Origin of the sequence: Cupriavidus sp. TMH.W2, assembly GCF_050847365.1 — a bacterium.
Classification (GTDB): Bacteria; Pseudomonadota; Gammaproteobacteria; order Burkholderiales; family Burkholderiaceae; genus Cupriavidus.
Genome location: NZ_CP193792.1, coordinates 1,980,234 through 2,003,781, shown reverse-complemented (window position 1 = coordinate 2,003,781; position 23,548 = coordinate 1,980,234). Strand labels below are relative to the sequence as shown.

Annotated in this window: 23 protein-coding genes and 1 pseudogene; 9 read left to right on the top strand and 15 right to left on the bottom strand. The window is 64.9% G+C overall.

Features of this window, described 5'->3' with window-relative positions; all coding sequences use genetic code 11:
* Nucleotides 1-29 precede the first annotated feature (29 nt).
* Complete coding sequence (locus tag ACREYQ_RS09175) at nucleotides 30-428, bottom strand: hypothetical protein (protein WP_432260389.1); 399 nt, start codon at nucleotides 426-428, stop codon at nucleotides 30-32.
* A gap of 482 nt (nucleotides 429-910) precedes the next feature.
* Here ACREYQ_RS09175 and phaP3 point away from each other — a divergent pair, with 482 nt between their 5' ends.
* The 4 genes from phaP3 (at nucleotide 911) to ACREYQ_RS09155 (ending at nucleotide 3,601) form a co-directional block, all read left to right on the top strand.
* Nucleotides 911-1,468, top strand: coding sequence for a TIGR01841 family phasin PhaP3 (gene phaP3, locus ACREYQ_RS09170; RefSeq protein WP_432257337.1), 558 nt, complete (start codon nucleotides 911-913; stop codon nucleotides 1,466-1,468).
* Nucleotides 1,469-1,732: 264 nt separating this feature from the next.
* Complete coding sequence (phbB, locus tag ACREYQ_RS09165; protein WP_432257336.1) at nucleotides 1,733-2,476, top strand: acetoacetyl-CoA reductase; 744 nt, start codon at nucleotides 1,733-1,735, stop codon at nucleotides 2,474-2,476.
* Between the two features lie 178 nt (nucleotides 2,477-2,654).
* On the top strand, nucleotides 2,655-3,086 hold the full coding sequence (locus ACREYQ_RS09160; protein WP_432257335.1) for a universal stress protein: 432 nt from the start codon (nucleotides 2,655-2,657) through the stop codon (nucleotides 3,084-3,086).
* A gap of 50 nt (nucleotides 3,087-3,136) precedes the next feature.
* Nucleotides 3,137-3,601, top strand: coding sequence for a ferritin-like domain-containing protein (locus ACREYQ_RS09155; RefSeq protein ID WP_432257334.1), 465 nt, complete (start codon nucleotides 3,137-3,139; stop codon nucleotides 3,599-3,601).
* A gap of 106 nt (nucleotides 3,602-3,707) precedes the next feature.
* Here the strand turns inward: ACREYQ_RS09155 and ACREYQ_RS09150 are convergent.
* From ACREYQ_RS09150 to ACREYQ_RS09130, 5 genes and pseudogenes are all read right to left on the bottom strand, one after another.
* Nucleotides 3,708-3,890: pseudogene (locus tag ACREYQ_RS09150) on the bottom strand (IS3-like element ISAzo10 family transposase); the annotation flags it as partial.
* 128 nt (nucleotides 3,891-4,018) lie between these two features.
* The gene (locus ACREYQ_RS09145; RefSeq protein WP_432257333.1) at nucleotides 4,019-5,077 is read right to left on the bottom strand and encodes a porin; all 1,059 of its coding nucleotides are present in this window, start codon (nucleotides 5,075-5,077) and stop codon (nucleotides 4,019-4,021) included.
* A 143-nt stretch (nucleotides 5,078-5,220) separates the two neighbouring features.
* Nucleotides 5,221-6,615 carry an MFS transporter gene (locus ACREYQ_RS09140; protein WP_432257332.1) on the bottom strand — a complete coding sequence of 465 codons (1,395 nt, stop codon included), beginning with the start codon at nucleotides 6,613-6,615 and terminating at the stop codon, nucleotides 5,221-5,223.
* 110 nt (nucleotides 6,616-6,725) lie between these two features.
* A complete protein-coding gene (locus ACREYQ_RS09135) occupies nucleotides 6,726-8,549 on the bottom strand; it encodes an FAD-dependent oxidoreductase (protein WP_432257331.1) in 1,824 nt (607 codons plus the stop codon).
* Nucleotide 8,550: 1 nt separating this feature from the next.
* Nucleotides 8,551-9,345 carry a shikimate dehydrogenase family protein gene (locus ACREYQ_RS09130; protein ID WP_432257330.1) on the bottom strand — a complete coding sequence of 265 codons (795 nt, stop codon included), beginning with the start codon at nucleotides 9,343-9,345 and terminating at the stop codon, nucleotides 8,551-8,553.
* Between the two features lie 241 nt (nucleotides 9,346-9,586).
* On the opposite strand from ACREYQ_RS09130, the gene ACREYQ_RS09125 reads away from it, so the two are divergent.
* The 5 genes from ACREYQ_RS09125 to ACREYQ_RS09105 all read left to right on the top strand — a co-directional run bounded on the left by ACREYQ_RS09125 (nucleotide 9,587) and on the right by ACREYQ_RS09105 (nucleotide 14,580).
* On the top strand, nucleotides 9,587-10,414 hold the full coding sequence (locus ACREYQ_RS09125; RefSeq protein ID WP_432257329.1) for an IclR family transcriptional regulator: 828 nt from the start codon (nucleotides 9,587-9,589) through the stop codon (nucleotides 10,412-10,414).
* Nucleotides 10,415-10,436: 22 nt separating this feature from the next.
* Nucleotides 10,437-12,149, top strand: a complete 1,713-nt coding sequence (locus ACREYQ_RS09120; RefSeq protein WP_432257328.1) for an FAD-dependent oxidoreductase — start codon at nucleotides 10,437-10,439, stop codon at nucleotides 12,147-12,149.
* Between the two features lie 53 nt (nucleotides 12,150-12,202).
* Nucleotides 12,203-12,829: an NIPSNAP family protein gene (locus ACREYQ_RS09115; protein ID WP_432257327.1), complete on the top strand. Its 627-nt coding sequence runs from the start codon at nucleotides 12,203-12,205 to the stop codon at nucleotides 12,827-12,829.
* Nucleotides 12,830-12,839: 10 nt separating this feature from the next.
* On the top strand, nucleotides 12,840-13,661 hold the full coding sequence (locus ACREYQ_RS09110; RefSeq protein WP_432257326.1) for a sugar phosphate isomerase/epimerase family protein: 822 nt from the start codon (nucleotides 12,840-12,842) through the stop codon (nucleotides 13,659-13,661).
* A 94-nt stretch (nucleotides 13,662-13,755) separates the two neighbouring features.
* Entirely contained in the window at nucleotides 13,756-14,580 is an 825-nt protein-coding gene (locus ACREYQ_RS09105; RefSeq protein WP_432257325.1) for an IclR family transcriptional regulator, read from the top strand.
* Here ACREYQ_RS09105 and ACREYQ_RS09100 read toward each other — a convergent pair.
* From ACREYQ_RS09100 to ACREYQ_RS09060, 9 genes are read right to left on the bottom strand one after another with little or no spacing between them, the layout of a single operon-like run.
* Nucleotides 14,558-14,746 carry a hypothetical protein gene (locus ACREYQ_RS09100; RefSeq protein ID WP_432257324.1) on the bottom strand — a complete coding sequence of 63 codons (189 nt, stop codon included), beginning with the start codon at nucleotides 14,744-14,746 and terminating at the stop codon, nucleotides 14,558-14,560. The two genes, ACREYQ_RS09105 and ACREYQ_RS09100, sit on opposite strands and share 23 nt — an antisense overlap.
* 27 nt (nucleotides 14,747-14,773) lie before the next feature.
* Nucleotides 14,774-15,574, bottom strand: a complete 801-nt coding sequence (locus tag ACREYQ_RS09095; RefSeq protein ID WP_432257323.1) for an ABC transporter ATP-binding protein — start codon at nucleotides 15,572-15,574, stop codon at nucleotides 14,774-14,776.
* A 53-nt stretch (nucleotides 15,575-15,627) separates the two neighbouring features.
* Nucleotides 15,628-16,665: a FecCD family ABC transporter permease gene (locus tag ACREYQ_RS09090; protein ID WP_432257322.1), complete on the bottom strand. Its 1,038-nt coding sequence runs from the start codon at nucleotides 16,663-16,665 to the stop codon at nucleotides 15,628-15,630.
* On the bottom strand, nucleotides 16,662-17,702 hold the full coding sequence (locus ACREYQ_RS09085) for a FecCD family ABC transporter permease (RefSeq protein ID WP_432257321.1): 1,041 nt from the start codon (nucleotides 17,700-17,702) through the stop codon (nucleotides 16,662-16,664). The genes ACREYQ_RS09090 and ACREYQ_RS09085 overlap by 4 nt, the downstream gene beginning before the upstream one ends.
* The gene (locus ACREYQ_RS09080) at nucleotides 17,699-18,691 is read right to left on the bottom strand and encodes an ABC transporter substrate-binding protein (protein WP_432257320.1); all 993 of its coding nucleotides are present in this window, start codon (nucleotides 18,689-18,691) and stop codon (nucleotides 17,699-17,701) included. The genes ACREYQ_RS09085 and ACREYQ_RS09080 overlap by 4 nt, the downstream gene beginning before the upstream one ends.
* A 7-nt stretch (nucleotides 18,692-18,698) precedes the next feature.
* Nucleotides 18,699-20,144 carry an MATE family efflux transporter gene (locus ACREYQ_RS09075; RefSeq protein WP_432260388.1) on the bottom strand — a complete coding sequence of 482 codons (1,446 nt, stop codon included), beginning with the start codon at nucleotides 20,142-20,144 and terminating at the stop codon, nucleotides 18,699-18,701.
* On the bottom strand, nucleotides 20,144-21,214 hold the full coding sequence (locus ACREYQ_RS09070) for a PLP-dependent cysteine synthase family protein (RefSeq protein WP_432257319.1): 1,071 nt from the start codon (nucleotides 21,212-21,214) through the stop codon (nucleotides 20,144-20,146). The genes ACREYQ_RS09075 and ACREYQ_RS09070 overlap by 1 nt, the downstream gene beginning before the upstream one ends.
* Complete coding sequence (locus ACREYQ_RS09065; protein WP_432257318.1) at nucleotides 21,211-22,545, bottom strand: Y4yA family PLP-dependent enzyme; 1,335 nt, start codon at nucleotides 22,543-22,545, stop codon at nucleotides 21,211-21,213. Before ACREYQ_RS09065 ends, ACREYQ_RS09070 begins: the two co-directional genes overlap by 4 nt.
* Nucleotides 22,536-23,531, bottom strand: a complete 996-nt coding sequence (locus ACREYQ_RS09060) for an ornithine cyclodeaminase family protein (RefSeq protein ID WP_432257317.1) — start codon at nucleotides 23,529-23,531, stop codon at nucleotides 22,536-22,538. The genes ACREYQ_RS09065 and ACREYQ_RS09060 overlap by 10 nt, the downstream gene beginning before the upstream one ends.
* Between the last annotated feature and the right edge of the window lie 17 nt (nucleotides 23,532-23,548).

The following is a 23,548-nucleotide window of genomic DNA, read 5'->3' as shown; positions in this document are numbered from 1 at the left end:
GGCAGGACGAGAGGACGTCGGACCGGAGGCTAGGTCTGGAAACTGCAGTGAAGGATGTTGAGCGGTGGCGGGCCGCGCGGCTCTGTCTCGGTGCGCAGCGCAACGCGAACCTCTGCCATGACCACGCGCGTTGGCTCGATCACGCGCATCAGCACCGGCATGAAGGCCGGAAGCTGCGGCGAAGCATGGTCAGCGTTCTGGGAATCGGCCTGGCAATGCGCGAGGCAAAGTCCGCTCTGGTCGGGACCCTTCTCGCCCTCGCCGGCAGCCATATCGGCACAGGACTCGGTCATCGCCGCCATCGTGTCGCCGTGCTCCACCTGGTAGCTGCTGCCGGTACAGGCGTACGCCGCCGCTGCCAGTTGAGCTGCCAGGAAGACAACGAGGAGAAGGCCGGCGAACCATGGCCGGCGATGCGATTTACCCACGAGAGCGGTGCCTGTTTTGGCGAGCAATATAGCAGTGTTTAGCGCCGCCAGGCAGCTTCATCACTGCGGCGGCTCGTCGCACCGGTGTGCGGCGCAACGGCGGGGCAGCCCGTTCCCGCAAGGTTCCCGTCCCCGTCGGCACCCCGGTCGACGGCCCATGCGCCGTTTCCAGCGCGCAACGATGTTTCGCTGGCTGACCGGATCGTCCGACCTGCCGAGTTAAGTCAGTTTTATACCTGTTATGCACTGCACCATTTCTACGTAAGTACATGTAAATTCAAGGCCCAATAAATCACTTTTGTTGTCATGTTTTCAATACTTTTTGGGTTTGTACCTAGGGATTAAGTTAGAGGAAACATTCTAGGATTCGGACTCGGATGGTGCGCTGCAGGATTGGCGGCGCTGCCAGTCCGGAAACCTGACCTTGGCGGATTGCCAGCGCTGCTGCGCCAATCCGTGCGACCAATCCAAAGGAGATACGCATGTCACCTTTTACGCCCGATCAATTTGCTGCAGTGCAGAAGTCGAACCTGAATCACCTGTTCGCGCTGACGAACATGGCCTTTGACGGCTTCCAGAAGTTGACCGAGCTGAACCTGCAGGCAGCCAGGACCACGCTTGCCGACGGCCAGGAAAATGTCCAGGCGGTGCTGGCCGGCAAGGACCTGCGTGAAGTGCTCGCGGTGCAGAGCAATCTGGGCCAGCCTGCCGCGGAGAAGGCCGTTGCCTATGCGCGCCATGTGTATGAAATCGCATCGAACACGCAGGCGGAACTGTCCAAGGCGGTCGAGGCTCAGTACGAGCAGCACAACCGCAATGTGCAGGCCTTCGTTGACACCTTCGTGAAGAATGCGCCGGCCGGATCGGAAGCGCTGACCGCGCTGCTGCAATCCAGCGTGGCCGCTGCCAGCAGCACCTATCAGTCCTTCCAGAACGCGGCAAAGCAGACGGCTGAAGTTGCCAAGGCCAACTTTGCCACGACAGCCGCGGCCGCCAACGGCGCGGCACAGCAGGCAGCGCCCCGCGCTTCCAAGCAGTAACGGCGAACTGCTGGCCATGCAGGCCATGCCAGCGCGCTGAACAGAAATCGCGGGCATTGCAGGCCAGGGACTTCAGGTTCCCTGGCTGGCGGCACCGCGACGCCAACCTTCCCGAGGAATTTTGCAAGCTGGACCGGATCTTCGGTCCCGGCTGGCCCCCGCTTTTTTTGCGCCAGGGCAACGGGAAATTGCCAGTAGCAACCGGGAAAAGCCCTTTGCGGCAAGGCAGGGGCCTTTCAACCTTACGACAAAGACACACGCAGCATGACGAAGAGAATCGCACTAGTAACAGGTGGCATGGGTGGACTGGGAGAAGCCATCAGCATCAAATTGCACGACGCTGGCTTTGCCGTGGCCGTGACGCACTCGCCGGGCAACGCCAACGCGCAGGACTGGCTGGCAGCGATGGCCGCCACTGGCCGCGAGATGCGCGCCTACGAGGTCGACGTGGCCGACTACGACGCCTGCCAGGCCTGCGCGGCGCAGATTCTGGCTGACGTGGGCGGCGTGGATATTCTGGTGAATAACGCCGGCATTACCCGCGACATGGCCTTCAAGAAGATGGACAAGCCGAACTGGGATGCCGTGATGCGGACCAACCTGGATTCGGTATTCAACCTCACCAAGCCGCTTTGCGAGGGCATGGTCGAACGCGGCTGGGGACGCATCATCAACATCGCGTCGGTCAACGGCTCCAAGGGCGCCTTCGGCCAGACCAACTATGCCGCTGCCAAGGCCGGCATGCACGGCTTCACCAAGTCGCTGGCGCTGGAAGTGGCAAGAAAGGGCGTGACGGTCAACACCGTTTCTCCGGGCTACCTTGCCACCAAGATGGTCAATGCCGTGCCCAAGGAAATCATGGAGACCAAGATCCTGCCGCAGATTCCGGTCGGCCGCGTCGGCAAGCCGGAAGAAGTCGCGGCGCTGATTGCCTACCTGTGCTCCGAGGAAGCGGCCTACGTGACCGGATCCAATATCGCCATTAACGGCGGGCAGCATATGCAGTAAGGCTGGCCGGCATCGTTCTCGCCGCTTCGGCGAACCTGTTCCCCCGAAGCGGCGAGGCGCAAGTGCCGGGCCGGCGCCATCGCACCATTCCTGCCGGGACACGGATTATTGTCCATACTGAACTTTGACTGGCGGACAGACTCATCCCGCCGGGAACAACTGTGTATGGAGGGGTATCGTGTTCAAGCACATTTTGCTGGCCACCGACGGCTCAGAGCTCTCAAAGATGGCGATGGAGGCGGCCTTCGGCTTTGTCAAAGCCGGTGGCGCCAGGCTGACTGTCTATACCTGCATGGAGGAGTATCCCTACATGGTGTCAGGCGATGCCGGACATCCAAGGCGCAAGACCTTCGAGGAGCACGAGGCCGAGCGCGCAAGCGCCCTGCTGGAGGCGGTTGTCGCCGCAGCCAAGGCGGCGGGCGTGACCTGCGAAACGGATATGACGACCACGGTGCCCTACCGAGGCATCATCGATGCCGCAGCGAGGCACGGGTGTGACGTGATTTTCATGGCGTCGCATGGCCGCAGGGGGCTGGAGGGCCTGCTGGTGGGAAGTGAAACCCAGAAAGTGCTCACACATTGCCGGATCCCTGTTCTTGTCTACCGCTAGCGACCTGCGGCGCAGGCTTGCCGCCGAACTCCACCTCAGGGAGAAATGCCATGACGGACATCGAACAGGACAAGGTCGTCGGCGCACTCAATCGGATACTCGAGGCCGAGCTTGCCGGGGTTGTGCGCTACACGCACTACTCATTCCTGATCTTCGGCTTCGGCCGCATTCCCATCGTGTCGTGGCTGCGCGAGCAGGCGAATGAGTCGCTGCTGCATGCGCACCAGGCCGGGGAATGGATCACGACCCTGGGCGCCTATCCATCGCTTGGCATCGGCGAACTGCTGGACAGCCATACCACCGATATCGGCACAATCCTGCGTGAATCGCTGGCGACGGAGATGCAGGCCCTGGCGCTGTACCGTGAACTGCTGGGCCTGGTCGAAGGCCGTTCAGTCGCACTGGAGGAGTATGCACGGCAGTTGATCCAGCTGGAGGAGCTGCATGCGGGCGAGGTCGAGAAAATGCTGCGCAAGCCCGGTGCTGCGGCGGCGGGGCAGGCGAAGCCGAACTGACCAGGTCGGTGGCTTGACGCCACAGCCTTGCATGAGAAGCGCGGCGGCGAGCAGACCAATTCCCGCGAGGGACTTCAGTGACTTCTTGGCTATCAGCACTGCAATCCGGCTCGTTGGCCACGCGCTGGATCTGCTCGCGCTCAGCGTCGGTGAGGGCATGAGCGGGCATCGGCCGCACTGCTTGGGGCCTGCCGTCGCCCGATATGAGCCCTTGGTCGGCAGTCCGGCGCTGCAGCGTGCGCACACTGACCCCAGCGGTCTCGCAGGCCGCGTGCAGCCTTGCTGCCGCACGCTCAGGTGGCAACAACCGCGCCCACCAGCGCCGCGCAGCGCGTTACCCCGATCACGAGAACTCGCATGCGCGGCGCTTTCCGTGGGAGCAGCCCGGCATGTGCCCGGCTGATCTGCTTTTGCTTCTCAAAATTTATGACGCACGCCGGCCATGGCGCCCAGGCGCGTGCTGTTGCCGAACATATTGCCGCTGTTGTTGAAGCTGGGCGAACTGTCGAGCGCGATCCAGGCGCCGCGCAACTGCGTGTAATCCACCGCCACGTAGACATCGGTGCGTTTGCTCAAGCTGTAGTCCAGCATGGCGGCGCTGGTCAGGCGCTTGCCGCTTTGGCCGGCATGCTTGAGCCAGTCGTACTGCACGGTACCGATGAAGGCGAGCGCATCGTTGATGTTCACCCGCGTTCCAACGTAGCCGACGTTGTTGCGATAGTCGGCAACATCGAGGCGGTTGTTGGTGTAGCCAAGGTAATACTGGGCGCGCGCAGTTTTCCAGGTGCCGCCCAGCCCCCACACGGTCTGCTTGCTGGTCTGTGCGGGCGGCACGGCACCGAAGAAGGCGGAAGAGACATCGTGGGTGACCTGGTAGACGGCGCCGACCTCGATGGGTCCGGTGCTGTAAACCAGCGAGCCCGCGCTGGCGTTGCTGGCCGTGGCATTACCGGCGACCTCGCCGAAGGTGTAGGCGGCGGCGACCTGCAGGCCGCCGAAGGACTTGATGTACTTGATGGTGTTGTCGTAGCGCAGGCCGGTGTAGTTGCCACCCTGGTAGCCCACGATGGAATTGTTGGCGAAGGCCATGGCTTCGTAGGAGGACAGGACTTCGTGCGCAAGCGTGTACTGCCGGCCCAGCGCGAGCTTGCCGAACTCGCCGTCCAGGCCGATCACGGCGGTGCGGCCGAACAGGCGGCCGCCTTGCAGGCTGGTGCCGCTATCCGGGCTGAAGCCCGATTCGAGAATGTAGAAGGCATTCAGGTTGCGGCCGAGGTCTTCGGTGCCGCGCAGGCCCCAGCGGCTGCCGGTCAGTTCGCCGTCGGTCATCTCCCACTTGTTGTTGCCGGCGGCGTTCGCATGGGTGGTGAAGCGGATGGTGGTGTCGACCAGACCGTACAGGGTGACACTGGATTGCGCACACGCAGGCTGAGCGAGTGCGCCCAGCGCCGCGAGCGGCACTAGCATTTTCTTCATGGAAATCTCCGTCCTCTTGTGTTGTGGCCTTGTTGCCTGTTATTGCCATTCGCCCGGGCGGTCTGATGCCGCCCTGTACCGGTGCTGGCATTCACCGGGTTCATGAATCCCGCGGGCTGGCCGGGATTCGTTGAGAGGGGGGCTCAGGACCCCGGCCGCCGTTCCATATCAGAAGGCGTGCCGGGCCTTGCTTGTGTCTGGCTCGTGCTCGCGCTCGGTGCCGCGACCGAGCGCGGCGCCATGAAGTACAGCCACGCCAGCGCGATAAAGTAGGCGCAGGGGATCATGGTGAACAGCACCGAGTAGTTGTTATGGGTCTTGCTCAGGACATAGCCGACGAGCTGCGTCATGAACATGCCGCCGATGGCGCCGATCATGCCGCCGAAGCCGAATACGGAACTGACCACTTCCTTTGGCGTGTAGTCCATCACCATGCTCCAGATATTGGCGGTCCAGGCCTGGTGCGCGGCGATCGCGATCGAGATGGCGGCCACTGCTACCCACAGGCTGCTGGCGCCGGCGGCGAACACGATCGTGGTGATGCAGACGGCAAAGACCAGCATCGACAGCAGTCGTGCCTTCACTGCGGCCATGCCGCGGCTGATCAGGAGCGACGACAGCGCGCCGCCGCCAATGCTGCCCACGTCGGCCATCAGGTAGATCACGATCAGCGGAATGCCCATCTGCGTCACGCTGATGCCGAGGCTGTATTGCTGGTTGAGAAAGGGCGGCAGCCAGTACAGATAAAACCAGAACACCGGCGCGGTGATGGTGTAGGCGAGGGCGAAGGCCCAGGTGCCGCGCAAGCGCAGGATGCGCGAATACGGCACCTTCTGCAACGCGGGTTCCACGCCTTGCTGCACGTAGTGAAGCTCGCCCTGGCTGACGCGCGGATGCTGCTCGGGATCATAGTAGTTGCGCACCCAGAACACCACCCAGACGATGCCGAGCGCGCCGATGCAATAGAACGCCGCCTGCCAGCCCCAGGCCACCAGGATCAGCGGAAGCATCACCGGCGCGACCAAGGCACCCACATTGGTGCCGGCGTTGAAGATGCCGGTGGCCATGGCGCGCTCTCCGGCCGGAAACCACAGCCGCGCGGTCTTGACGCAGGCGGGATAGTTGGCGGCTTCCGTCAGACCGAGGAAGAAGCGGCAGATCATGAAGCCGACGGCCGAAACAGCGAACCCGTGCGCGCCGGCCGCGACGCTCCACAACAGCACGGCCAGCAGAAAGGCGCGTTTCACGCCGACCTTGTCGATAAAACGGCCTTGCGCGGCAAAGCCGACGGCGTACCCCACCTGGAACCAGAAATTGATGTTGGCGTAGTCCTGGGCGGTCCAGTTCATGGCCTTGGCCAGCACCGGCTGCAATACGCCGAGCGCGGCGCGGTCGACGTAGTTCAGCGTGGTGGCAAAGAACACCAGGGCCAGCATGCCCCAGCGGACCCTGCCGACGGCGAAGGCATTGCGCAGCTTTTGGCTGAGAGTGTCGGCAGGTGCGCCAGTCGCATGCGACGCGAGGTGGGAATGGATCATGGGTTGTCTCCTGAAGGCGGCGATGCCGCGTCCCGATTAGGGGAGGGGGAAGCCGGTCGTCTTTTCGCCACCGGTCTGTCCAGTCTGCCCCGCCCCTCTGTCGGAAGCGCTTATGCGTTGTGCTCGGATTGTGTGAGCGTGGGGTGGGGTTGCCGATGGTCGAGAGGCATTGCCGGGGCGGGAGCGCGATCATCATCGCCCGACCCGCGGTGAGCGCGTGCAACAGCATGCCGGGCGGCAAGGTAGGCAAAGGTCAGGCCCGGGCCGATGGTGATGCCGGGGCCGGGATAGGCCCCACCCATGATGGAGTGCATATCGTTGCCGCAGGCGTACAGGCCTGGAATGGGCTTCCCAGCCGCGTCGAGTGTGCGTGCGTCGGCGTCGGTCAGCAGGCCGGTTGCCGCGCCGATGTCGCCTGGGTAAAGGCGGATGGCAAAGAACGGACCTGTCGCGAGTGGGCCGAGGCAGGGGTTGGGACCGCTCTGGCTGGCGTCGCCATTGGCACGCTGGTAGTCCGTGCTGCCGCGCTGAAAGGCGTGGTCCACGCCGGCTGCCGCGTCGGCATTGAAGGCCGCAACGGTCTGTTGCAGAACCTCCGGGTCCATCCCGAGCCGGGTGGCAAGATCAGCCAGGGACGCCGCCTGCGTCAGGTAGCCGTCCTTGAGGAAAGGGCTCAGGCCTTTCCCGCCTGGGCGGATCATGCCCAGCCCGTAACGCTTGAGCGCCGGTGCGTCGCAGACAAGCCATGCGGGTACGCTCGGGCTGCTTGCGTTTGCCGTCTGCATGGCGATGCCGAACAGGTGATAAGACGTCGATTCATTGAGAAAGCGTCTGCCTTGCTGGTTGACCGTGATCATGCCGGGCTTGCCGCGATCCATGATGAAGTGCGGAAACACAGCCGTGCTGCCGTCGGCGCGCCGGCGCACCGAAACGGGCGCCCAGAAGGCATGGCTAAGGCTGCCCTCGCCATAGCGTGCCCCGGCGGCCAGGGCAAGGTCCTGCGCCGCGCCGGTATGCCCGGGTGCGCCGGGGCACCATTGCGCGTCGGCCCCGGGCAGCATGGCGGCTCGTCTTTGCGGGTGCCGGTTGAAGCCGCCGCTGGCGAGAACCACGCCACCCCTTGCATGAATGGTCCGCCGGACGCCATCCTGCGTCAGCACTACGCCATGGACGCCGCGAGCGTCCTGCGGCAGCGCGGCCACCTCGGTATCGGTGACGATGGATACGCCGCGTTCGGCAAGGGAGTAGAGCAGACGTGCCGCCAGGGCGTTGCCCATCACCAGGCGGGTGCCCCGCGAATGACCCAGACGATCCGCCAGGTGGCGCAGGATGATGCGTGCGGAATACTTGAAGGATCGCCAGGACCGCTTCAGGTTTAGCAGATGCTGGATATCGTCCCGGTCCACCATCATGCCGCCCAGTACCGTGAACTCCGGAATCGGCGGCCGCACCAGCTTGAACAGCGGCCCGAGCTTGCGGCCGTCGAAGGGAACGGGCTCGATCGCGCGGCCGCGGTGCACAGCGCCCGCCAGTTCGGACAGGTAGTCGGGGTGGAACTGGCGCACCTGGTACTGCACGTGGCTGTGCTTTTCCAGCAGGGATACCGCGCGATGGCCGTTTTCCAGAAATGCGGTGCGCAGCGTCCGGGACGATCGCTCGCCGACCGCGCGGTCGAGGAAGCCCGATGCTTTTTCAACGGTGTCGTCGGGCGCTACGGTCAGCCCTTTTTCCGTCATCGGTATCCACGTGGTGCCAGCCGAGTAGGCGGTGGTGCCGCCCAGGTACGCCGTGCGCTCTACCAGCAGCACGCGTGCGCCATCGATGGCCGCGAACAAGGCGGCGGACATGCCAGCGCCGCCGGCGCCGATGACCACCACGTCAAAGCTTTCGTTTTCCGCCAGCGAAGCCAGCCGTGTATTGATTAGCGCGGTCATCTCAGGCGCCCACCAGGAAATCGACCATCAAGTCGCGCACCCGGCCGAACATGTCGGCGCCAGTCATGGTGGCGCACCCCTTGGCGCGCGCCGCGGCGATCAGCGGCGTCACCGCGGGCACCGTGATCACGCAGCCAACGAACGTGCTTGCCGCTAGCCTGTCGAGCGCGACAGGGCAGGGGTCGCCGTCTTTCATGCCTGCCGGCGTGGCATTGAGCACGATATCGAAGCCAGCCGGGTCGGCGCTGCCATGCTCGATGGTCGCCCGGTCCATGCCTGCCAGTCGTTCGATCAGGGTAGACCGGCGCGCCTCGTCCTGGTCGCGGATGGCGAGCTTGCTCACCCCGGCCGTCACCAGTGCATGCGCGATGGCCGAGCCGGCGCCGCCGGCGCCCACCAGCAGCGCGGTCTTGCCGGCGGGGTCACAACCGTTGTCGCGCATGGCCTGGATAAAGCCCTGCCCGTCGAACATGTCGCCATGCCAACTGCCGTCGGCATTGCGCCGCATCACATTGACCGTATGAAGAAACGTGGCGCGATCCGATGCCGTGGCGCAAAGGTCGAAGCAAGCGAATTTGTGCGGCACCGTGACGATCAGGCCATCCACGTTCTTTGCCAGCGATACGCCTGCCAGCCACGCCGAAAGATCGGCGGGGGCCACATGCGCAGGCATCACCATCGCGTTGTGGCCCCGATCCTGGTAAGCCTGTGTCACGCCCGCGGGCGATTTCACCTGCGCAATGGGGTCGCCGACGATGAAATGAACCCGTGTGGCGCCGTTTAGTGTCTCGATCATGGTGCTGTCTCTTCCTGATGTTTGGTGGCGATGGTTTGGCTGAGCCGAATCCTAGGCAAAAATGGAACACAATTCAAGTATTGAACATTGTTCATGTGTGGACTATAGTTCGACTCAGCGATTTAGTAGAGTCAAAAATGAATAGAGCGACACTTCAGGATGCAAGCCAGCCGCCAGAAGCCAGGCGGCGTCGGCACGCAATGCGCGCCAACACGGATACATGGGGCGGGAGCCTTTCACGATGAACGGTGTCCTCGAGCGCACATTAGGCATTCTCGAACTGCTGGCTCGGCATGGCGATGGCCTGGAACTGGCGACGATTGCCGACCGGATCGGGATGCCGCGCAGCGCCGCGCATCGCCTGCTCGGTGATCTGATCCGCTGCGAGTATGTCCGGCAGGCCCGCGACAAGGGCGAGTACGTCCTCACCACCAAGCTGGTTTCCATGGGCCTGACCTATTTGAGCGAGACCGGCATCGTCGATATTGCCCAGCCCCTGCTCGACCGCCTCGCGCAGTCCACGGGCGAGCTGGTGCGCCTGAGCGTGATCGACGGCAACCGGCTGACCTGGGTGGCGCGTGCCCAAGGGGCACGCCAGGGCCTTCGCTATGACCCGGACATGGGAGAGGACGCGCGCCTGAGCTGCTCTGCGTCGGGGCTCGCCTGGATGTCGACGATGAGCGATGACGCAGCGCTCGCGCTGGTTGCGCAGCAAGGCCTGGGCATGCCACCGGCATATGGCCCCAACGCACCGTCTTCGATGCAGGCCATGCTGGAGATGGTGCATGCCGCCCACGGGCGCGGATTTTCCGTGACCCAGGAGACCTTTACGCCGGGGCTGAATGCCATCGCCACGCCTGTGCGGCTGGATGGCCAGGCTCCGATGGGGGTCATCAGCATCGCGGGCCCGACCGTACGCTTTACCGAGGCGCGCATGCAGGCCCTGGGTCCTGAGCTGGTGTCGGGCGCCGCGCAGCTGGCGGCAGCCAGCGGTGCCTCTGCCTTTTTCAACAAGCCCCCCCGCAAGCCCGCCAGCCGCAGCGGGCTCAAACCCATCTATGCGGACTGACCCGTCCTCGCTCTCCTTCACCATGACGCCTCTCACTTCCCATTGCGATCTGCTGGTCATTGGCTCCGGTGCCGGTGGCTTGTCCGCCGCCGTGGTGGCGGCCAGGCTTGGGCTGAAGGTGCTGGTGGTCGAAAAAGAGCCGGTCTACGGCGGCACGACCGCGTGGTCTGGCGGCTGGATGTGGATTCCCCGCAATCCCCTGGCCGTTGCCGCCAACATCACGGAGGACCTTGACCAGCCGCTGGCCTATCTGCGGCACGAACTCGGGGCCCATTTCGATGAAGCTCGCGCCCGGGCTTTCCTCGAAAACGGCCCGCGCATGGTGGAATTCTTCCGCCGGCATACCGCGTTGGAGTTTATCGACGGCAATGCGGTGCCGGACTTTCACGGCAACGCGCCCGGGGCCGCCACCGGCGGGCGCTCCGTTTGCGCGGCGCCTTTCGATGCCCGGCGCCTTGGCGGGCGGATCGGTCAGCTCAAGCCTCCGCTGGCGGAAACCACGCTGTGGGGCATGGGCATTGCGGGTACGGAATTGCGCCATTTCCTGAACGCAAGCCGTTCCGCAAAGTCATTCTGCTACGTCGCCGGGCGCGTCGTAAGCCATTGGCGCGATCTGCTTCTACACGGGCGCGGCATGCGGCTGGTCAATGGCAACGCGCTGGTTGCCCGGCTGGCGGCGTCGGCCTTTGAAGCCGGCGTCGAGTTGCGCGTGTCGTGCCCCGCGCGCCGGCTGCTCAGGCAGGATGGCAGGGTGGTCGGCGCCGTGGTGAGCACCCCGCAGGGGGAGGTCGAGATTCAGGCCGCGCGCGGTGTCGTGCTGGCCTGTGGCGGCTTCCCCCATGACGTGAAGCGCAAGCGTGAACTGCTGCCGCACACGCTCACGGGGGAGGAGCACTGGTCGGCCGCGTCGCGTGGCAACACGGGTGATGGACTCACGCTTGGGGAAAGCGCCGGGGGCACGATCGCGAGGGATCTCGCATCGGCTGCGGCATTGGCGCCGGTGTCGCTGGTGCCGCGCCGGGATGGCACGGTAGCCCATTTTCCCCACCTGATCGAACGCGCCAAGCCGGGCCTGATCGCGGTGGTCCGCAATGGCCGGCGCTTCACCAACGAAGCGGACTCCTATCACGATTTCATGCGCGGCTTGCTCAAGGCCACGCCGGCGGGTCAGACCGCCGAAGCCTGGCTGATTTGCGACCACCGCTTCATCCGCCGCTACGGCCTGGGCGCAGTCAAGCCCGCGCCAATGCCGATGCGGGCCTCACTACGCTCCGGCTATCTCAAGCGCGCGCGCAGCCTGGCGGCACTCGCGCATGCATGCGGAATCGATGCCGATGCATTGCAGCGCACCGTGCAGCGCTACAACCTGCAAGCGCGCTCGGGGGCCGACCCGGACTTCGGCAAAGGCGAGACGCCCTACAACCGTGTGCAGGGCGACCCGAGCCCGGACTGGCCCAACCCCTGCATGGCGCCCATCGAGCACGGCCCCTTTTACGCCGTCCGGATCGTCGCCGGCAGCCTGGGCACCTTCGCCGGCCTGCGGACGAACGCCAGCGCGCAGGTCCTGGACGAGCAGCGGCAACCGATCCCTGGCCTGTATGCCGGCGGCAACGACATGTCCAGCGTGATGGGCGGCAATTATCCAAGCGGCGGCATCACGCTGGGACCCGCCATGACATTCGGCTTTGTCGCCGCTTGTCACGCGGCCAGGCTGGATCCGGCAAGCGTCGCCTGACCGGCCAGTTTTCCCCCACAACCGAAACCTATCGTTTGGAAACCCCGACACCCATGTACTACGAACTCGCCACCCTGACTCTGCCTTTTGGCACTGCGGCCCAGGCCGCTACGGCCGTCCAGGCTTTCACTGCCGCTCCCGACGCCGACGGCGAACTGCTCGGCTGCTGGTTCACGGATATCGGTACCTTGAACCAGATGATCGTCCTGCGCGGCTTCGCCGATCTGTCTTCGCTTTACGCGGAACGCGAGCGTACCCAGAAAAGCGAGAACCCCTTCGGCTGCGGTGCCGTGGCGCTGAGCCTGGAGCAGCATAGCTACAAAGGGTTCCCCTGGATGAACCCGGTGCGCCCCAGCAGCGAATCCGGCATCGCCGGTCCGGTCTACGAGATCCGCACCTATGGCATCAAACCGGGTGGTGTGCAGCCCACCATCGATCTGTGGGAGGAATACGTGCCGGCCCGCGAGAAGCTCTCGCCATGCGTGACCGCCATGGTGGCCATCGATGGCCCACTGCGATTCACCAACCTCTGGGCGTACCCCACGCTCGATGCCCGCAGCAAGGTACGCGCCGATGCCGTGAGCCAGGGTATCTGGCCTCCCAAGGGCGGTCCGGCCTGGCTTACGGCCCGGATGAACTCCACCATCGCGATGCCGACGGCAGTGTCGCCGCTCAAATAGGGATGGCAGCATGCAGCGTCATTACTCACTGGCCTACCTGACCGCCCCCACGGCCACCGCGGCGCAGGCCATCGATGTGGCGGCGGAACTGGGCTACAGCTACGTTGGCCTGCGTCCGTTCCCGAATGGGCCGGGCGCCCCGTTCCAGCCCATGCTCGACGATGCCGTGGCCTTGCGGGAAACCCTGGCCCGAATGCGAGATACGGGCGTGCGGGTATTCGATATCGAGATCATCCGCATCGGGGAGGGCTTCGATGCGCTTGCGTATGCCCCGGCACTGGCGCTGGGGGCCGAAATCGGCGCGAAGGCGGTACTGATTGCCGCGGACGACACGGACGAGGCACGCCTGGCCGCGAACTATGCGCGGCTGTGCGAGGTAGCCCAGCCATTCGGGCTGACCTGCGATCTGGAGTTCATGCCCTGGACCGCCGTAAAGAACGCGCCGGCCGCGCGCCGCATCGTCGAACTTGCCGGGCAGCCGGAGAATGCCGGCGTCCTGGTGGATTCCTTGCATTTCGGCCGCTCCGCCAGCACCCTTGACGATATTGCACGTCTGCCGCGCAAGTGGCTGCACTACGCGCAGATCAGCGACGCGCCCGCGGGGATTCCGGCGACGGACGAAGCGCTCATCCGTACTGCCCGCTGCGACCGGCTGCTCCCGGGCGAGGGTGGTATTGACCTGGCCGGGCTCTTTGCCGTCCTGCCGTACGACCTGCCGGTCAGCGTGGAGATTCCCAACGAGGTGCGCGCCCGGGCGCTGGGTCTCAAAACCTGGTCGGCCCAGGCTCTGGCTGCCAGCCGCGCCCTCATTGAGACAGGAAGACCGGAATGAAATTCAGCAATAGAATTTCCTTGCTTTTTTGACTACGGTTCAAAGATCGCGCATGCTTTAGCTCCAACATCCTGATCATTGGAGCTTTCTAGACATGAATGGTGTTCTCGAGCGCACTTTAGGCATTCTGGAGCTGTTATCCCGCCATAGCGAGGGACTCGAACTGGCGACCATCGCCGACCAGCTCGAGATTCCGCGGAGCGGGGCGCACCGGTTGCTGAACGACCTGATGCGCTGCGACTACGTGCGCCAGACGCGAGACAAGGGCGAGTACATGCTGACCACCAAGCTGGTGTCGATGGGGCTGACTTACCTGAGCAAGACCGGGATTGTCGACATTGCCCAGCCTCTGCTGGACCGCCTGGCTGAGATTTCGGGCGAACTGGTGCGCCTGGGCGTGGTCGATGGCAGCCGGCTCACCTGGGTGGCGCGCGCGCAAGGTGCCCGCCAGGGCCTGCGCTACGATCCAGACATGGGCGAGGACGCTCGCCTGAGTTGTTCCGCCTCGGGGCTGGCATGGCTGTCGACCATGAGCGACGACGCGGCCCTGGCGCTGGTTGCGCAGCAAGGGCTGGGCATGCCCGCGGATTACGGGCCCGGTGCGCCGGATTCCATGCAGGCGATGCTGGAAGCTGTGCACGCCGCGCATGAGCGCGGTTTCTCGGTGACGCAGGAAACTTTCACTGCGGGGCTGAACGCCATGGCCGCGCCAGTGCAACTGGCCGGCCAGCCGCCGCTGGGCGTCATCACCATTGCTGGCCCGACCGTGCGTTTTACCGAAGCGCGCATGCTGTCGTTGGGGCCTGACCTGCTCTCGATGGCGGCGCAACTGGCGGCCGCCAGCGGCGCATCGGCCTTCTTCAGCAAACGGGCGTCGAAGCCCGACGGCCACGGCCTCAAGCCCATCTACGCGGCCTGACCGCAGACTCGGCGGCCTCATAGCCGCCGAGATGCGCCTCTTGCTGCATGTGTCGGAAGACCGTGTCGAGCACGATGCGCGGCATGAGCGCCGCGCCGGCGTTGTTGAAATGCACGACGTCCCGGGCGCCGGGCGTGTCGGTAGGCAATTGCGTGAGATCGAGCATCGCTGCGTACTCCCGTTATCGCACTGACTACATGCGCTGCAGCGCAAGACTGGAACGCCGCGCCGGTACCGTATCTTGAGACAGTAGGGGCCGGCGGCACGCCAGCTCGACATCGAAATGAGGCGGAGCGTCGACCGCAATGGGCACGAAGGCGCCGCGGACGCGGAAAACCTGCTCGATCAGATTCGTTCCGGCCAGTGCATGCGGGTCTCCATCGAAAACCAGCCGGCCCCGCTCGAGGAGCGAAATGCGGTCGCAGACGGACATGGCCTGATTGAGATCGTGGATCGCCATCACGATGGCGACGCCCCTGACGCGGCTGAGCCGATAGACGAGATCAAGCACCTCGACCTGATAGCCGATGTCGAGGAAGGTGGTCGGCTCGTCGAGCAGCAGTATCTGCGCCTCCTGCGCCAGCGCGGCAGAAATCCAGGCCCGCTGGCGTTCGCCACCCGACAGTTCGGTGAGGCTGCGGTCGGCAAGCTCGCTCAAGCCGGTGCTATCCAATGCCCACCGGATCGCCTTCTCGTCGTCCGGACCATAGCTGCGGAACAGGCCGACATGGGCGAACCGCCCCTGCCGGACCAACTGCGCGACCGTCATTTCGTCGGGGGCCGATGGCTGCTGGGGCAGATAGGCGAGGTGCCGGGCGAGCTCGCGGCGCGGCATGGCGTCGACGGGCCGGCCGTCGACGATGACGCGCCCCGCCGCCGGCCGGATCAGTCCGGCCAGCGTCTGCAGCGCCGTGCTCTTGCCGGACCCATTCGGGCCGATCAGGGCGCGGATTTCGCCCTGCTCAAGCGCGAGATCGAAGCCGTCCAGCGCCATGCGCCGGCCATATGCGACAGATAATCGGGAGCAGGTAAGCGGCATCGCAATTCTCACGGGGTTTTGCGCAAGAGCGCGATCAGGACGGGAACGCCGCAGAACGCGGTGACCACGCCAATCGGAATCTCGTCCGCCCGACCGGCGAGGCGGCCAACGAGATCGGCAAGCGTGACGGTGATAGCGCCCAGCATGATGGTCAGGGGCAGGCGCAGGGCGCTCTGCCGCCCGGCGACGAAACGGGCGAAATGGGGAACGATCAGCCCGACGAAGACGATGGGACCGACGACGCCGACCGCGCTCGCCGCAAGGCCGGCGGAAAGCAGCAGGACCCCGGAAAAGGCCGGGCGATAGGCCAGGCCGAAGGAGCGCGCCACCGGTGTCGACAGACTGAGAAGATCGAGCGAACGGCGGATGAGAGGCAGCGCAGCGAGGCCGACGACGGTGAAGGGCAGGAGAAAGACGGCGTGCTGCCAGCTGCGTGCATAAAGGCTGCCGGACAGCCATTCGAGCATGACTTCGATCCGCGTCGATCCCCACCCCGCGATGAGGCCGATCGCCACGGCATGCAGCACCGCGCCGACGGCGATACCGGCGAGCGTCAGGCGCAACGGGCCGAGATCGGCCTGTAACGCCAGCGCATAGACAAGGGCGCATGCGATCAGCCCACCGAGCAGGCCGACGCTCGGCAGCCAGTGCAGCGGAAGTTCCGTGACCTGCGCGCTCGAACCCGGCGCGTAGATATGGACGCCGAAGAGGAGGAAGAGCGTGACGCTGAGCGTCGCGCCCTGGGAAATGCCGATCAGCGACGGGTCCGCCAGCGGATTGCGCGTGATGGTCTGAAGCAGGAAGCCGGCGAGGGCGAAATGGATGCCGGCGAGCGCGCCGGTCGCGATCCTTGGCAGGCGGATGTCGAGGATGATGGCCCGCGCCTCCGGCGATCCCCGTCCGAGCAGCGTAGCGGCGACATCGCCGGGCGGCAGGTCGACCACGCCGAGGAAGATGGCGAGGACGAGCGACAGAAGGACGAGAAGAAAAGATACCGGCAGGAACCAGACCGGCCGGGTGCTGTGGCGCAGAGGGTGCGCTGTCATGCTGCGGCCTCCCCCTTGAAGGCCAGGCTCTTGCGCTGGATAAGATAGACGAGGACCGGCCCGCCGATGAGCGCGGCGATGATGCTGACCGGCAGTTCGCGCGGCAGGGCCACGGTCCGGGCGGCGATGTCGGCCGTGACGGTGGTGAAACCGCCGATCGCTGCGGCCAGGCCGATGGTCCAGCCCGGACCGCCAGGCTTCAGGAGCCGGGCGATGTGCGGCGAAACGAGCCCGACGAAGGCGACCGGCCCGGCGACAGGGGCAATGCCGGCCACGGGCAGGACCGCGACGACGAGCAGCACCGGCTTCCAGAAGGCCAGCCGCACGCCCATGCCGGCGGCGGCCTCGTCCGAGAGCGTCATGAGGCTGATGACGCGCCGGCAGGCCAGCGCTGCGGCGATGCCGCCGCCGACCCAGGGGGCCATATAGGCAAGATGCGACCACGAGCGTCCCTGGAAACCGCCCGACAGCCAGAAGAGCAGGGACGTCACCTGCGCACCGCTCAGCATCATGAGGTAGGTGGTGACAGCGCTCAGGAGCAACGAAACGGAAATGCCGCCGAGCGCCAGGTGCAGCGGTCGCTGTTGTCCATGCCCATGGGCGACCCAGAAGGTGACGGCAGCTGCCGCAAGCCCCCCCGTCATGCCGATCAACGGATAGTAGGCGGAGGAGAGCCAGGGCAGAAAGACGAAACAGAAGACGATGGCGGCCACCGCGCCGGAGGAAACGCCGGTCAGCCCCGGCCCGGCGAGAGGATTGCGCGTCAGCGTCTGCAACAGAAAGCCGGAAACACCGAGACCCGCGCCGCCGACGAAGGCGGCCACGCTGCGCGGCAGGCGCAGCGTCCACACTAGGACGGAATCGATCCGGCCGTCGGGCGACAGCAGGATGGAGACGAGCGCCGCAGGCGTCAGCGGCCGGGCGCCGGCCGTCAACCCGGCGACGGCCGCAAGCAGGGCGCCGGCCGTGATGGCCAGCGTCCAGCCGAACGGCCGCAGCCACGGCCTTGCCGGTGCGCGTAACGAGGACCGGGTCACTTCTGCAACGCGGCCGGGATCAGCCTCGCGGCCTCGGCGCGGACATTGACGGCCGGGAACGTGTCGGGATAGAGGTAGTGGGCCGCCTCGCGCAGGACGATCTCGCGGGCAATCGGGCCGTTGGTCTCGACCCACTGGTCGCCGACATAGTAGACGCGCTTGTTCTTGACGGCGGACAGTTCCTTCCAGATCGGGTTGTTCTCGTGCGGGCGGTCGGGGCCGGAGTCATAGACGAAGATCACCTCCGGGTTCTTTTCCAGCATGGTCTCCAGGCTCAGTGCAGTGCCAAACCGGCCGCCCTGTGTCATCGGTCCAGCCATGTTGATACCGCCGAGCCTAATTGCAATCGAAGCGGCCGTGCTCTCGTCATGGAGGGAAAAGGGCGTGTCGCCCGCCCACATGATCTGGAAGCGCGGATGCACGGTCTTGGGCGCCTTGTTCGCGTAGTCCTGCAGGTGCTGCCGGAAGGCGGCGTTGAGTTCCTTGCCTCGCTCTGGCTTGCCGAGAATCCTGGACAACTCGGCGACTTCCTTCTCGCTTTCGGAGAGAAGCTCCATGTTGTAGGCGACATAGGGCGCGATCTTCTCGAGGTGCTGGGCATTGGCGGCGGTGTAGCGCCGCATGGCGATGACCAGATCGGGCTTGGCGTTGGACAGGAGTTCGAGATTGGGCTTGGCGCGCTGGCCAAGCTGCACCATGTCTTTGGTCAGGCCGAGCAGGAAGTCGGGCGCGCGCCCGGCCGTCATATAGGTGGTGGCGAAGGGCTTGATGCCGAGCGCCAGGGCGACGTCCGCGGCAAGATAGGAAATGCCAGCGATGCGCTTCGGAGCGGCGGGTACCCGCACCGTGACCCCGCGGTCATCCTGAACCGCAAGGCCCGGCTTGTCCTGAGCCAGAGCCGGCCCCATGGCCAGCGCCGCAACTACGCTTCCTGCCGCCCACATGGCGCTAAGATGCCGTACCACTTTCAACTCCTCCAAAACTTGCATGTTGTCCTTATCTCGATACCAGACGCGCCTTCGCAGGCTCGTCTGCTGATTCGTCCGCTGGTTCGCCATTGCGCAGCGGCTTCAGCACTGCCTGCAGGTCGACGACGAAGCGCCGGCCAAGCAAGAGGCTCGTGACGGCGAAGCCGAGGCAGAGACCGAACCAGATGCCGTGGCTTGCCCAACCGAGCCAGTAGCCGCAGGCGCCCATCGCGGGGATGCCAATCAACCAGTAGCCGATGAGCGTGTTGGTGAGACCGGCTTTGGTGTTGCCAAGTCCACGCAGCAGGCCGATGCATATGTTCTGCGCGCCTTTGAAGTACTGGTGCGCGATGGCGAACCACAAGAGACCGGTCGCCGCCGCCAGGACGGCCGGGTCGGCGTCCCTTCCGAGAAAGGGGCGCAGCACGGCGTCCGGCACGGCCACATAGGCCATGGCGACGAGGGTCATGACGGCGAAGCTGACGGTCAAGCTGCGCGCCGCAATGGCGCCAATCTCGCCCATCTCACCCTTGCCCTTCGCACGGCTCACCAGAATGGAGGAGCCGTGCGACAGCCCGATGTTGAGCTGATAGACGATGTAGGCGAGCTGGTTGACGATGTTGGAGGCGGCAAGAACCACCGGCCCGAAGGTACCCATAAAGACAGTGGCGATGGAGGTGATGGCAGCCTCCGAGCCATAAGTCAACGCGATCGGCGTCCCCATCTTGGCGAGACGTGCCACCGTTTCCCGCTTGGCGCACCAGCCGTTCAGCGCGATGAGCGCGTTGAGCTTTTGATCGCGCAGCACGGTGCGGAGATAGATGAGAAAGGTCCACAGATTGACCACCGAGGTCGCCAGCCCGATGCCGGCGAGCCCCAGTTGTGGCAAACCGAGCCAGCCATAGATGAAGGCGGCGTTGAGTAATGCGTTGACGGCGATGGAAACCAGCGTGACCATCAGCAGCGAGCCGGCGCGGCGCATGCCAACCGCGAATTGCCGCAGGACATTGAGCCACAGCATGGGCAAGAGACCCGGCGCCAGCGCGAGCATGATCGGCTTGGCCAAGGCGATGACTGCTGCGTCCTGTCCCAGCAGTGGCAAGAGATGGCTGAGGACGACGAGGAGCGCCCCGGCGCCGACGCCTGCAACAGTTGCCACGAGCAAAGCGGCTCGCAGCAGATCGCGGATCTCCTCTCGAGCAGCTTCGTCGAGATCGGCGCTGCCGGTCCGCTTCTCGCCCCGCCCGATGGCGGCCGCGATGAGATTGCCGAGCCCCGTCACCATGCCGACGCACATCGTCCGCAACTGGTTGTAGAGCAGAAGGGCGAGCCCGCCGGCGGCAACGGCCTGAACACCGATCAAGCCCATCATCAGGAGGTCGGTGCTGGTGAGCGCGACCTGGGCGAACTGGATGCCCGCGATGGGCGCGGCAAGCGCGATGATTTCCCGATACTGCCGCAAGTTCATGGTCATCACGTTTGCCCTCCCACCGCCGCCAGGGTGCAGGATGCGAGGCGTATCGATTCCCGGTAGGCATCGAAAAGCCGGTGCAGGCGCAGATGCGCCAAGTCATCCAGAAGATGGCGCTCGCGCAGCCACTCATCGTTGTAGACGCTGTCGAGATATTTCTCCCCGGCATCGCAGACCAACACCACCATGGTGCTGTTCGGCTCGACCAGAGCCAGCCGCTTGAGCGCGATATGGATCGCGGCGCCGGAGGTACCACCGACGAGGATGCCCGTGCGGCGCGCGACGACGCGGGCCGCAGTGAAGGCGTCGATGTCGCGGACGGTCAGCCCCTCGTCGATCAGGGAGTGATCGACGTTCGGTCCGACAGTGAAGCCGCCCGGCGCGCCGGCACCGGTCTGCCAATACTTGCCGGGGGGGCCGCCGAAGATGATGGATCCTGTGGGCTCGATGCCGATGCTGGTGACTTTTGAACCCAGGCGGCGTAGCTCCTTGATCGTGCCGCACAAGGTGCCGCCGGTGCCGACCGCGCCAACCAGATAATCGATATCCGTGTCGAGACCGCGCAGCAGCTCGGCGGCAAGGCAGGCATAACCCTTGTTGTTGTTCGGGTTGTAGTGCTGATCCGGCCAGAATGCGCCAGTCTTTTCGACGATCTCTCCGGCCAGCCGGCGCCGCGCGACGGTACTCGGCCCATCGCCCTTGCTCTCGGCAAAAACGAGATTGACGCCCATGGCCTGCATCGCGCGGAGCTTGTCGCGCGAGGCATGGTTGTCGACGATGGCCGTGAACTTGTAGCCGCGCTCGATGGCGACGAGGGCGATTCCCGCCCCGGTATTGCCCGAGGTGGGCTCGACGATATGGCCTCCCGGTCTGAGCTTGCCGTCGCGCTCGGCCGCGAGGATCATCTCGCGGGCCATCCGGACTTTGCAGGAACCGGTGGGATTGAACTGTTCCAGCTTCAGCAGCAAGCGGCTGCCTGATCCGGTGCGGGCCAATTCGTACAACGGTGTCCCGCCGATCAGTTCGGAACATGCCGTTGCAATCCGTTCGACAGACTGGTGCTTGGGGATCATCGGTCCATTCTCCAGGTGAAGCGCCCGTCAGGTTGACTCACGACAATCTTGGGCGGTAGTGCGAGCTGATGAAACTCACTCTCGTTCTTGTCCATCTGATAGCCGGCAGTATTGGGATAGACGATCATGTCGCCGTAGCGCGGTATGGCGGGGAACGTGATCTTGCGCCAGGTCAGGACGTCATACTCCATGCAACTGGAACCGCCGATGGCCGCGTGAACAGGGTTTTGGGGGCGCGCAGGCCCGCGCTGGACCAGGAAGGGCGCTGGCAGAAACTCGCTGTTTTTCCACTGTTCCGACAGGCTCATGCTCAGGCCCGCGACGGTCACGATCCCGTGCTCCGCGTTCCGCTTGAAACCTTGCACGGGAAAGACGGTCATTCCCGCGCCGTCGAGAAGCGCCCGTCCCGGCTCCAGATAGAGCCGCACATCGGCAGCGATGAGCTTGGCTGCCAGCGTCCCGCTTTCGGTTGCCGTCTGCAGGATCGCGTCCAGCATCGCCGCGCCGGTGGGAGACTGGTGATAGGGATAGAAATGACTGAAGCTCTTTGCCGCATGGAACTGGGCAGGATCGAGTCCCTCCTTGAAGCGGCGCCAATCCTCCTCTTCAATATAGCTGCAAGCGAAGCCGCCCCCGATGGAGATCGACGAGCAGGGAAAGCCATGGCCTCTGGCCTCCACGCACCGATCAATCAGGGCGGAGGCCAACTCGGCACGCGGCTCCACCGCGTAGCCATCGAGATGGAAGGAAAAGCCATCCATCGTGATGTGCCGCCGGGCATCCGCGCAGCGCTGGAACGCCGCGAGAAGATCATCCGGATTCAGTCCGAAGCGGCTGTTGGGACTGTTGGGAGGAAGCACGCGCAACAGAATCCGCAAGGCGCTCGTTTCCGACGCGACAGCAATCGCGCGCTCGAGTTCGTCCAACGCGTCGATGGCAACAATCGCGTCATGGCGGCAGGCCAGCCATAAAAGCTCGTTGCGCTTTGCTGCGCCCGTGACGCCGATGTTCTCCCCTCGAACGCCGTTGGCAAGTGCATGAACGAACTCGGGCACGCTGGCAACATCGACCGATCCGCCGAACCTTGCCACTTCGCGCAACCACGCCCCTGCCTTGTTGGCCTTCTTGCCGAAATAGACATGCCCCGAGACATTCCGGTCCCGTAGAACGCGCTGGAAGCCCGACAGATTGTCGGCAAAGCTCTCGGGGTGAACGAGGTGGAACGGGCCGTCCGTCGCACACGCTATCTGGTCGAGCAGCATGACGTCCTGCCGGGCGGCGACGGCCCACGCCCGCTCGCGGGCGCGCATCGAATTGGCCATCAGTTCCATAGCTCGACCCGACTGCCGCGGCCAGCTGCAATCCCTCGGGTTGCGAGAGCATGGGCGACGGGAATATCCGTGATGATCATCCCGCTCGAGAATGCGAACACCCGATCCTCCTGCGAGCGCCGTCCCGCTTTACGGCCGGCCACGATGTCGGGCAATTCGGCATCGATATGGGCTTCGCCGCCAGGCCCGGCGAGCCGCTTGCCGGTGACGCCCATCTGCGCTTCGTTCGTCGCGATTGCGTAGTCGGCCTGCCGCAGGGCACCCGCCTCCACGCCCTTGCTGGCGACAGAAATGAGCAAGCCACCCGGCGGCATCCACGCTGTCTGGACTTTCGGATGCGCGGCGCGACCCGAGGCGACGACGACGATATCGGATTGAGCGACGGCCTCGGGAACGTCCTTCACGAGTTCGATCTCGCGGTCGGGGAAGTGCCGGGCAAAGGTCGCAAGGCTCGCGGCGATCCCGTCGGGGTGCGTGCCGAACAGGCGCAGGGTTTTGAGAGAAGGCACCGCAGTCAAGAGATAGGACAATGTGTTGATGCCCTGTGCGCCCGTGCCGACCATCAGCGCCGATTGGGCGTTCTCCTTGGCGCAGTGCTTGGCGATGATCGCCGTGGTTGCCGGCGTGCGAGAGCCGCCGACGCGGTGGCAATCCATGAATACGAACGGCAATCCGGTTGTGTCGTCATAGAGGCTGATCGTCGTGTAGTACTTTTCGGCACTATCGTTGCCCTGGCGATAGGAGGTCTTGAAACCGAGTTGCTGGAGAGCGCCGTCGTAACCGAGCATCGAATAGGAAACCGCGTCCCGCTCCTCATTGGGAAGTTCCATCATGAGTTTCGTCGGGCAACGGGACTCTCCGTTGGCGTAGAACAGATAGGCATCCTCGACAAGCCGGATCACGTCCGCCGGAGGAAGGACGATGTCGGCCAGATCCGAGCGGGAGAGAATATGGACGGCCGGGGTGTGCATATAAGACTTGGTCATGGTCGATTCCTTTCTTT

Coding starts and splice junctions, on each gene's coding strand:
- ACREYQ_RS09075 (WP_432260388.1), bottom strand. CDS start 20,144: ATGACCATGAACTTGCGGCAGTATCGGGAAATCATCGCGCTTGCCGCG.
- ACREYQ_RS09125 (WP_432257329.1), top strand. CDS start 9,587: ATGAACGGTGTCCTCGAGCGCACATTAGGCATTCTCGAACTGCTGGCT.
- phbB (WP_432257336.1), top strand. CDS start 1,733: ATGACGAAGAGAATCGCACTAGTAACAGGTGGCATGGGTGGACTGGGA.
- ACREYQ_RS09065 (WP_432257318.1), bottom strand. CDS start 22,545: ATGGAACTGATGGCCAATTCGATGCGCGCCCGCGAGCGGGCGTGGGCC.
- ACREYQ_RS09115 (WP_432257327.1), top strand. CDS start 12,203: ATGTACTACGAACTCGCCACCCTGACTCTGCCTTTTGGCACTGCGGCC.
- ACREYQ_RS09095 (WP_432257323.1), bottom strand. CDS start 15,574: ATGGCGCTGGACGGCTTCGATCTCGCGCTTGAGCAGGGCGAAATCCGC.
- ACREYQ_RS09070 (WP_432257319.1), bottom strand. CDS start 21,214: ATGATCCCCAAGCACCAGTCTGTCGAACGGATTGCAACGGCATGTTCC.
- ACREYQ_RS09145 (WP_432257333.1), bottom strand. CDS start 5,077: ATGAAGAAAATGCTAGTGCCGCTCGCGGCGCTGGGCGCACTCGCTCAG.
- ACREYQ_RS09090 (WP_432257322.1), bottom strand. CDS start 16,665: ATGACAGCGCACCCTCTGCGCCACAGCACCCGGCCGGTCTGGTTCCTG.
- phaP3 (WP_432257337.1), top strand. CDS start 911: ATGTCACCTTTTACGCCCGATCAATTTGCTGCAGTGCAGAAGTCGAAC.
- ACREYQ_RS09080 (WP_432257320.1), bottom strand. CDS start 18,691: ATGCAAGTTTTGGAGGAGTTGAAAGTGGTACGGCATCTTAGCGCCATG.
- ACREYQ_RS09100 (WP_432257324.1), bottom strand. CDS start 14,746: ATGCTCGATCTCACGCAATTGCCTACCGACACGCCCGGCGCCCGGGAC.
- ACREYQ_RS09120 (WP_432257328.1), top strand. CDS start 10,437: ATGACGCCTCTCACTTCCCATTGCGATCTGCTGGTCATTGGCTCCGGT.
- ACREYQ_RS09130 (WP_432257330.1), bottom strand. CDS start 9,345: ATGATCGAGACACTAAACGGCGCCACACGGGTTCATTTCATCGTCGGC.
- ACREYQ_RS09110 (WP_432257326.1), top strand. CDS start 12,840: ATGCAGCGTCATTACTCACTGGCCTACCTGACCGCCCCCACGGCCACC.
- ACREYQ_RS09135 (WP_432257331.1), bottom strand. CDS start 8,549: ATGACCGCGCTAATCAATACACGGCTGGCTTCGCTGGCGGAAAACGAA.
- ACREYQ_RS09060 (WP_432257317.1), bottom strand. CDS start 23,531: ATGACCAAGTCTTATATGCACACCCCGGCCGTCCATATTCTCTCCCGC.
- ACREYQ_RS09105 (WP_432257325.1), top strand. CDS start 13,756: ATGAATGGTGTTCTCGAGCGCACTTTAGGCATTCTGGAGCTGTTATCC.
- ACREYQ_RS09155 (WP_432257334.1), top strand. CDS start 3,137: ATGACGGACATCGAACAGGACAAGGTCGTCGGCGCACTCAATCGGATA.
- ACREYQ_RS09140 (WP_432257332.1), bottom strand. CDS start 6,615: ATGATCCATTCCCACCTCGCGTCGCATGCGACTGGCGCACCTGCCGAC.